Origin of the sequence: Saccharothrix sp. ST-888 (assembly GCF_000955975.1) — a bacterium.
Classification (GTDB): Bacteria; Actinomycetota; Actinomycetes; order Streptomycetales; family Streptomycetaceae; genus Kitasatospora.
The window spans coordinates 1-1,989 of sequence record NZ_JYJF01000248.1 but is presented as its reverse complement, the minus strand read 5'-3'; the positions used below and the strand labels follow the sequence as shown (position 1 = coordinate 1,989).

Below are 1,989 nucleotides of genomic sequence, written 5' to 3'. Positions count from 1 at the left end.
GACGCTTCCTTCAGGCCGCCTTCCAGCGGGCCCTCCGGGCGCTTCGTTCTTTCGTGTTTCCAGCTTATCAGATGTTTTCCGCTCCGTTTTCCGGAGTTTAACTCATCCGATCCGCTTTCCTTCGGCCTTTCGGCGTTCCAGACTGTATCAGATCGCTCTGGCCGTCTTTCACGCTTCCCGGCTCTCGGAAAAGCCTTTGCCGAACCGACCTGACGGCCTGTCCGACGCCCCAAACCTTAGCCGATCCCCGCTCCGAGAAGCGAACCCGGCCACAATCCAGAAAAGCACACAACAATTCCAACCAAGGCATGCCGGAGCACGACTCAACTCGAACATAAGGAAATGGCGTTTCAGAGGATTGGCCGCCCCGGGACCGTCCACGCCGACGCGTGTCCGGTGCTCCCTGCCGAGCGACTAGGAAACACTACCCCTCCTCGCCGGGTGATGCAAACGGGCCTCGACGCCGACGACGCAGCAGCCCCATCTCCAACACCACGCCTCACCTCTTCCCCACGCAGGCCGCCTCTTGAGCGACTGCTCAAACCTCTGTCATCATGGCCGCCAACGAGATTGAGCAGTCGCTCAATTCATCAGGGGGACAGTCATGCCCGAGCCCGCCGGGCGGCCGACCAGGCCGCTCTATGTCGAGATCGAGATCGGCGCGGCAGTGGACGTGGTGTGGGAGCTGACCCAGCAGCCGCATCACCATCAGCGCTGGGACGCACGCTTCTCACGGATCACCTACGCCGAACCACCCGTCACCACGCCACCGGCCAAGTGGCCCTCAGCCGCCACCACTCCGTCACCACCACCGCCGGTCCGGTTCCGCTACACCCTCGGCGCGCGCCCTGGCCCGGTGCTGTCGGGGTCGGGGATCACCACCGCCGAACGCCGACGGCCCGACGGGACCCGCACCAGCGCCCTGCGGTTCTCCTCCGACACTCGGCTCTCACCGCTCCAGGAAGGCGCCGGATACTGGCGCTACCTCCCTGTCACAGCAGAGTCGGTCCGCTTCCTTACGGGGTACGACTACCGGACCTGGTCCGGCCCGGTGGGCGGATGGCTCGACAGGTGGATGGTCAGACCGGCCGTCGGCTGGCTCACCGCCTGGTCCTTCGACCGGCTCCGGCTCTGGGCCGAGCGCGGGATCTCCCCCGAGCGCGCCCTTCTGAACGCGTACACGGAGGTTCTCGTCCGGCTTACCGTCGCGGCAGCCTGCGTGCTGTTCCTCGCGCCGCCGTACGGACCCGTGCCAGGAGCAGCCGTCGGGCTGGCAGTACTCGGGTTCTCGCTCCTCGTCCCGCCCTCGGCGGTCACGCCTGCCGCCAGGCGGTGCACCAGACATCCGCGCGATCGCCGCACAGCCCACGCGCCCAAAACACTCGGCACATTGCCCAGCACAGTGGAGAAGCCATGACGACTGCACCGGCTCCTGTGCCGGCCACCATCCCGACGACTGCCTCGAAGACCGATCAGCACCCCGATCGACATCTCGGTAGGCACCCGGGTCAGTGCCCGGATCCGAGCCGGTCCGGCCTCCGGGGCCGTACCGCCGGGTCGATCTTCCAGGAAGCCCTCGGGCCCGACTTCGATCGGCTCCACCCCGAGATGCGGCGCCGCTTCGGTTTCTCCAGCCGGGACGGGATCGCCTGTATCGGAACGGGTCGGATGGAGCGCATCTGGCACGGATCGCGCCTGGTGACGCCATTTCTTCGACTCGGAAGCAGTTGCAACATCCTGTTTCCCGAGCACGGGCGCGGCGTTCCGTTCTCCATTGCCAACTACGCCTACCTCGACGGGTTCGGACGCGAGACGGTGACCTTCGTCCGGACGTTCCAGTTCACCAGGGCACGCCGGTTCGACGCGACGATGATCGCCTCGGACCGCCGGCCCGGAACCGTCGTCGACTACCTGGGAACCCGCCAGCACCTGGCGGTGGATCTCGAGTTCCGGGTCAGTCCGCTCGGCGGCCTGGTGATCACATCGGGG

At 66.6% G+C, this 1,989-nt stretch carries 2 protein-coding genes; both read left to right on the top strand.

Annotation, left to right across the window (positions count from 1 at the left end; translation table 11 throughout):
* The first annotated feature begins 604 nt into the window (after positions 1-604).
* On the top strand, positions 605-1,417 hold the full coding sequence (locus UK12_RS32385) for a hypothetical protein (protein WP_045306784.1): 813 nt from the start codon (positions 605-607) through the stop codon (positions 1,415-1,417).
* On the top strand, positions 1,414-1,989 hold a 576-nt coding region (locus UK12_RS32380; protein ID WP_156179083.1), incomplete at its 3' end, for a DUF4166 domain-containing protein. The genes UK12_RS32385 and UK12_RS32380, both read left to right, overlap by 4 nt.

Bases quoted from the DNA above. Each gene is read 5' to 3' on its own strand.
- UK12_RS32385 (WP_045306784.1), top strand. From the start codon at position 605: ATGCCCGAGCCCGCCGGGCGGCCGACCAGGCCGCTCTATGTCGAGATC.